Below are 7,022 nucleotides of genomic sequence, written 5' to 3' on the forward strand. Positions count from 1 at the left end.
TGCCGACGCATGGCGTAGGCGGCGGCGTCGGGATCACGCGCGGCGATCGCGGCCAGAACCTCTTCGTGCTCGGCCATGGCCAGGTGAGTGACCTGATTTCCAAGTCACCGACCGTCACATCAACATACGTGATAGCCGAGTTTCGGGAAGTCCTCCAGCTGTCCGAGCAGCGTGTCGTACACCTCGTCGGCAAGCCGGCCGCGAGATCTTCCCGGCGGCGTTTCACCCCTCATGGCCCCACGGCGCCGCGCGGTCACCGCTTCGTCGTCCATCGTGACGTGAGGTCCCTTCTAGCGTCTTCACGAACCTGTTGACATCGGTCGCAACGCTGCTGCATGGTGACGACCGCTCGGATCGTATAGGAAAGATGACGGATGCTAGTCATCTTGCACCATCGCGGAACCGCCCGCCAGCGCCCTCCAGCGTCAGCGCGGCGGGAGCGGCGATCCACCGCCCCCACCGCGTGAACGGGTCAAGCGTCAGCGCGGTGGGAGCGGCGATTCACCGCCCCCACCGCGTGAAGGGGTCAGCGCCGGTTGAGGTTCTGCATCCACTCCCGCAGCTCGCGCGCCTGCCGCGCGAGCTCGGAACGCGCCGCAGCGTCGCCGGAGGCCTTGTCGTTCGCCAGGGCGACGATCGAGTTCAGCGCCGGGATGGCGGTGGTGTAGTTGTTTTCCAGGTAGCTGTCCCGCGCGATGTCCAGGGCGGCATCGGCGGCGTCCGCGGCGGACTCGGTCAGCAGCCCGGCCGCTCGGTCAGCCTCGATCAGCAGGCTGGTCTCGCGGTAGGACGAGCAGTTGGCGCCCTTGCGGTCGGCGGTCGTCTCGATCCCGCCGAGGATGATCCGCATGAACGAGTCGTCGTAGTAATGCGTCCGGAAGTGGCCGAGGATGTTCGAGAACGCCTTGCCACCGCCCCAGTTCTGGCACCACGCGATCGGGTGGTCGCCGTTCATCAGCCGCAGCGGGTTGGTGGCCGCGTTGCCGCTGTTGAGGCTGCGCTGGTAGCTGTCCTCGTTGAGGCTCAGCAGCGTGTGCACGTCGGCCCGCATGTTGCGGTCGAAGTTGTAGAGCTCGTCGACCGTCATCCACCGGGCAGGGAGATGCGCGGTCGCCGGGTGCGTGTGGTCCTCGGTCACCACCTCGGCGTGGATGCAGCTGCCGCACTGGCCGAACCCGTTCTGGCCGTTCGGATGGTTGGTGAAGAACCCACCGACGAGGTTGCCGTACCACGGCCAGGTGCGGGTCTCGAACGAGTCGGCGGCGCCGTGGATGCCGACATAGCCACCGCCCTGCTTCATGTAGGCCTCGAAGTTCGGCTGCTCGGTGCTCGAATTGAGCGGGCCCGGGTGCCCGACGTTGGACTCGAAGACGATCGTGTCGTACTTCTTGAGCGTGTCGAGGCTCAGGAACGGGCTCGTGGGCAGCGTGACGGTTGGGAGTTGCGGGTCGTAGACGTCGACGTTGAAGTTGCGCTCGATGCCGAGCTTCTGGATCGCGGCCACGGTGTGCGGGATGTGGTCGTGCCGGAAGCCCGTCGTCTTGGAGAAGACCAGGACGTTGTAGTCGGCGTCCGGGTTGTGCGGGAGCGGGGCGAGCACCGGGTCCGGGATGAACTTCGGGCCCTCCGCGGGCTCAGACTCGAGGCCCGTCGCGGGCTCCGGCGCGAGCCGGCCGTTGAGCTGGTCGATCAGGTAACGCGCATCGCCCACGAGTGTGCTGCGGGCCGAGCCGGGCTTGATCCCGCCGTTGGCGGTCGAGACGAACTCGTTCAGGACCTGGCTCGCCTGCTTGGCCGAACCGGCGTCGGCGAGTGCCTTCGCCTGGTCGAGCTTGGCTTGGAGCGCCGCGCCGACCTCCGCCGGGACGCTGCCGGCGGTCACGAACCGGGTGATCAGCGTGCCGACGTCCGCGAACGATGTCGTCACGATGAACGTCTGCGTGTACTTCGCGCTGTTGGAAGCAGCGTCAGAGAGGTGCACCGCGAGCGTGTGCACGCCGAGCGACAGGTCGGAGGTCTGCACCGGCAACGGCGGGACCAGCTTGCCGTCGAGGTACATGTTCAGCACAGCCACTCCGCCCGAGCCGGGGGTGGGGTCCGTGCGCGTCGGGATGAGTGTGGCGACGTGACCGACGTGACCGTCGGTGATCGCCGGGTACGATGCGGCCGGCGCGCGCGTGTCGATCCGGACCGCGATCGAGCGGAACGCCGCGACGTTTCCGGACGTGTCGACCGCGCGGTACCGGACGCTGGTGTTGCCCTCCTGCGTGATCACCGCCGACGCGGTGGCCGACGCCGGCGCCCCCTCGACGGGTACGTCGATGTAGGCGGCGCCGCCGTTGAGCGAGTACTGGAACTTTGCGATGCCGACGTCGTCGGTCCCCGACATGTTCAGCGTCACCGAGCCGCGGTACCAGTTGTTCTGGCCGGTCGGCGCGGAGGGCGACAGCGTCGCCACGTTGATCGTCGGCGGTGTCGTTTCCTCTGCCCACGACGGTGCCGCGGGGATGAGTGCGGCCGCCGTCACGCAGGCGGCCACTGCCAATGTGCGAAATCTTCTCCGCATGAGTGTCTTCTCTCTTGCCGTTGTACGGGCGGGTTCGCTAGTTGCCGATGCCCGTGCCGACGAACTCGGCCCAGTTGAGGTTGAACAGGTTGCCGCCCGTGGCGCCACCCGTGACCGAGCGGAACACCAGGAACAGCTCATGCGTCCCGGACATCGAGACCGGGAACGTCTGGCTCGTCCAGGTTCCCGTCCCGCCGGTGGACACAAGGTTGGCCGTCGTCAGGATCGGCCCGGTGATCGAGCCCTGACGGACCTCGACTGCCGCCAGCGGCGACCCGGGCGTGCGGCCGGTCGCCGCGTCCGCCACGCGGAACGTGATCGAATCGATGTTGGTCAGGTTGAATGGGCCGTTGAGCTGGAGCCAGTCGCCCGAACCCAGGCTGCCGCGGTGCACGCCGGCGCCGCCGTCGGTGTTGGTCGCCGTGTTGGTGCCGGACTGGTTGACGACGAACTCCACCTCCTGGTGCTTCTGGCGGATCTGGTGCTGGCCGGTCGTGGTCAGCTGCGGGACGCCGCCCGGACCGCCGTGGTCGGTGTAGCGCGCCTGGATCACGCCGGAGACGTTGCCGCCGTGTGAGGCGTCGTCGGCGATCGTGTGGAGCACGCCCGAGCAGCCGTTGACGGACTCCTCGGCGTGGCCGTGCTCGTCGTGGGCGAGCACGAACGTCACCTGCACCTCGGAGCAGTTCACCGTCCCGTCCTCGGGGTCGGTGACCGTGACCGAGAACGGGATGTCGTCGCCGAACGCGAACGTCCCGCCATCCACCGGCGTATTGACGACCACCGTCGGGCTCGTGTTGCCCACGGTGATCACGGTGCTGGTCGAGGTTTGCTTGCCGGACGAGTCGAGCACGGTCAGCACGGCCGTGTAGCGGCCGGACTGCGTGTAGGTGTGTGCCGGGTTCGGGTCGGTCTCGATCGCCGAGCCGTCGCCGAAGTTCCACTCGTAGCGGATCGAGTCGCCGGGATCCTCATCCAGCGAGCCGGCGCTGGAGAAGTTCACGGTCAGCGGCCTTGAGCCATCGGTGCGGTCCGTGGTGAGCACGGCCTTCGGCGCGCGCTTGCCCTTGACGTACTCCCACTTGTACATGCCCGCGTCGGGGCTGATGACGTTGAACCCGTTGCCGTAGGTCAGCAGGTAGAACGCGCCGTCAGAACCGAACTGCAAGTCCATCGGGTTGTCGCACTCGAACCGGAACCTGCCTGCCCCGGCGTTCGCACGGCTGCCGCAATCCAGGAAGTTGTTGATCTTCTGGACATGGTTGTTCTGCTTGTCGAGCTTGACCTCGCGCAGCGTGTCCTGCGTCCACTCGCTGATGATCACCGAGTCGTCGTAGTACGGCGGGAACTTGTTGGGGTTCGGGTTCTTCGCGTCGTAGTGGTACTTCGTGACCCCGTGCGGACCGACGCCGCCGGTGTAGAGCTCGGGGAACAGTCGCGGGCATTCGGTCGTCGAGCCGGGCGCGATCGGGCCCGGGGTCGGCGCGTAGTAGGCCTCGCACGGGGTGCCGAGCGGCGTGCTCGTGTTGTTGTCGCGGTAGGAGTACCAGATGTCCGGGTCGGTGACCGGCGGGACGTCCCTCAGGCCCGGCTCGACCGTCGAACCGCCCTCGATGTTCCACAGCGAGTCGTTGCGCTGCGTCGGCCCGTCGCAGTCGAACTTCTGAGGCGGGTTGTTCAGTGGCGTGCCCGCGGTGGTGGTGCCGGGCGCGAACTCGTGGAAGTTCCACTCGTAGTACGCGAGGTCGCGCTTGTAGCACGTCGGCCAGCCGTAGTTGGACGGCTTGCGCACGATCTGGTAGCGGCCGGTGCCCGACGGGCCGCGCGAGCGCTGCGGTGTCTGGGCGTCGGGCGAGTAGTCGCCGATGTAGGCCACGTCGTTCTCGTCGACCTGGATCCGGAACGGGTTGCGGAGACCCATCGCGTAGACCTCCGGCCGCGTCTTGTCCTGCGGCGCGCCCGCGACCAGCGGGAACAGGTTGCCCGACGGGATCGAGTAGGCGCCCGCGCCGGAGCCGAAGTCGACCTTGTTGGCGTCGGCGGCGGAGATGTCGCCGTCCTTGACCTTGATCCGCAGCACCTTGCCGCGCAGGTCGTTGGTGTTCAGCGCGCTGCGGCGCGCGTCACCGGTGAGCCGCTGATACCAGCCACCCGCCTGCGCCGTGCTGGTGGTGATCGCCGGCGTGGCGGTGCCGGTCAGGCCGGCGCCGTCGGCGGTGATCTGCGGCTGATCGGACTGCTGCTTGCCGCGGCGGAAGAACACGTTGACGTTCGACGTGTTGACCGGGCCGCCGCTGGTCTGGATCTCATCCGCCTCGATGTTCGAGAGCGCCTCGAGCGCCGCGTCGATCGCATTGCGATCCGCGTTCCACGCGATCGGCTCCGTCGTCTGGCCCTCGAAGGTCAGCGTGAACGTGCCGCCCGTCGCGTTGGTGACACGCACGGTCTGCTGCTCGTCGGTCTTCTGCGAGTTGTACGGCCCGTAGCCGCCGGCGTTGATGCCGCCCGCGGGCGTGTCATCGCCGGTGACCATCCAGAGGTTGCCGTGCTTGTCGAAGTCGATGTCGCCCCCGACGTGGCAGCACTCCTGGCGGTTGACCGGCACGCGCATGATCTGCTGCTCGGAGCCCATGTCGAGGTGCGCCGGCGTGCTGTCGGTGGCGTCGACGAACTTGAAGCGGCTGAGCTGGAAATAGCCCACGTACGGATCCCACGCGGTCTTGGACGCCGCCACGTTCGGCGGGGTGGTGTTCGGCGTGATCTGGGTGACGACCGATCCGTCGCTCAGCTTGACGTCGGTGACCTCTTTCCCCGAGTAGTAGAGGTAGACCCACTTGTTGGTCGCGAAGTCGGCGTCGACCGCCGGGCCATAGAGCCCGTCCTCGCCCGCGGAGTAGATCTGCTGCGTCATCGGCAGGCTCGGATCGGCGAAGTTGGCGACGACCGTGGTGACGCCCGTGGTCGCGTCGTGCATGCGCAGCGAGCCGAGGCGGTCCGTCTGCAGAACGCGGCCGTCCGGCAGCTGGTCGAAGCCGATCGGCTCCTGCAGGTTCGGCGGCGAGCCGATCTTCGTCTGCTGGTAGTTGGCCAGCACGGTCGCGCCGCAATCGCTGTAGACCGGGTCGGCCTGGCCCGCGGCCCAGCCGATCGCACCCTTGAGGTGCTTGGTGAGGCCGGCGTCGAAGCTCGCAGCCGTGTTGCCCAGGCCGGTGTAGAACGAGCGGCCGCCCTGGAAGTCCTTACACCACGAGACCGGGTGATCGGCGCCCATCGTGCCCCCGGCGATCCCGTCGAGGTCGGCGCCCTGCGGCTGCGGCCCGAACGGGTCCTCGACGACGGTGGCGAGGACGTGTGACAGACCGCGGACGTTCTTCGTGAAGTTGTACCAGTTGTCGGTCCGCGACCAGAACTGCGGCAGATCCTTGCTCGCGTCGTGGACGCGGTCGGCGACCTTCACGTCACCTGCTTGCACGTCGGTCCTGCCGGACGCACGCGTCCCCAGGACGTCGGTCAGGAACGACCAGGACGCGTCGGTCTCGACCGCCGAGCCGACGCCGACGAAGCCGCCGCCCTTGCGGAAGTAGCTCTCGAAGTTCGCGCGTTGCGCGTCCGTGAGCGGGCTCGCGAGACCCGTGTCCAAGAACACGACCGCGCGGTACTGCTCCAGCTTCTTCTCTGTGAAATGGTCGCCCACGTCAGCGGGCCCGGGCGCCACAACCGTGAAATCACCAGTTTTGGCCGCATTCCGGATCGCGGCCAGGCCGGCCGACGACACCGCGTTCTGGGTGCTGCGCACCACGAGCACCTTGAAAGCGGGCTTAGCCGCCGTGGCGGCCTCGGCGCTCACCGGCATCGTGAGGAGCGTGATGAAAGGGGCGATGAGGGCTAAGGCCATCGTGGTCGCGGTGCGACGTCTCGGACGTTGTGCATTTTCTGGCAGGACTGCGTCGAGCAGCCTGGCCCACGTTCGATGACGTGGTGACATGAGAAACCCTTCCTGACCGGGGGGATGTCAGGCAAGGCGCGCGCCGCCGCGCTTATGCCACTTGGCGGTAGCGGATATTGCGGTTGCTGGAGGGTGCCGTCTCCAGGTCTGTGGGGCCGTCAGTAAGGTGCCGGCCTGGGTAAATCCATGATCGTGGTCGGGTCGTCGATGATGTGGTTGATCACCATGCTCGCCGCGCCACGGGAAGCGGCGCCGAAGCCGAGCGTGGAGGCGACGAATCGGCACGGGCGGCTGGAGCGGCTACCACGAGCCGCTGCAGCCGGTCTTGTGCGTGTGGCAGCAGCCACTGGGCCGGCAAGGCGAAATAGCCTCCGATGACGATCACTCGCGGGTTGAACAGGTTGGCCGGGATCGAGTCACCGAGACCGGCCAGGTGTGCTCATGCGGATGCGGAGTTGATGGACTTGGAGAAGACGTCCATCATCGCCCGGCCGAACTGCGGCATGTCGG

3 protein-coding genes are annotated in these 7,022 nt (G+C 67.6%); all 3 read right to left on the reverse strand.

Annotation, left to right across the window (positions count from 1 at the left end; all coding sequences use genetic code 11):
• A partial coding sequence (locus tag AB0B96_RS40580) for an FCD domain-containing protein (protein ID WP_362907617.1) occupies window positions 1–77 on the reverse strand: 77 nt, incomplete at its 3' end.
• A gap of 449 nt (window positions 78–526) precedes the next feature.
• Window positions 527–2,566: a ThuA domain-containing protein gene (locus tag AB0B96_RS40585; protein WP_362907613.1), complete on the reverse strand. Its 2,040-nt coding sequence runs from the start codon at window positions 2,564–2,566 to the stop codon at window positions 527–529.
• A gap of 37 nt (window positions 2,567–2,603) precedes the next feature.
• A complete protein-coding gene (locus AB0B96_RS40590; protein WP_362907615.1) occupies window positions 2,604–6,551 on the reverse strand; it encodes a ThuA domain-containing protein in 3,948 nt (1,315 codons plus the stop codon).
• Window positions 6,552–7,022 lie beyond the last annotated feature (471 nt).

This window comes from Streptosporangium sp. NPDC049046 (genome assembly GCF_040649155.1).
In the GTDB taxonomy this organism is placed as follows: Bacteria; Actinomycetota; Actinomycetes; order Streptosporangiales; family Streptosporangiaceae; genus Streptosporangium.

Excerpts from the sequence above, each read along its gene's own strand:
- AB0B96_RS40585 (WP_362907613.1), bottom strand. The coding sequence starts at position 2,566 with ATGCGGAGAAGATTTCGCACATTGGCAGTGGCCGCCTGCGTGACGGCG.
- AB0B96_RS40590 (WP_362907615.1), bottom strand. The coding sequence starts at position 6,551 with ATGTCACCACGTCATCGAACGTGGGCCAGGCTGCTCGACGCAGTCCTG.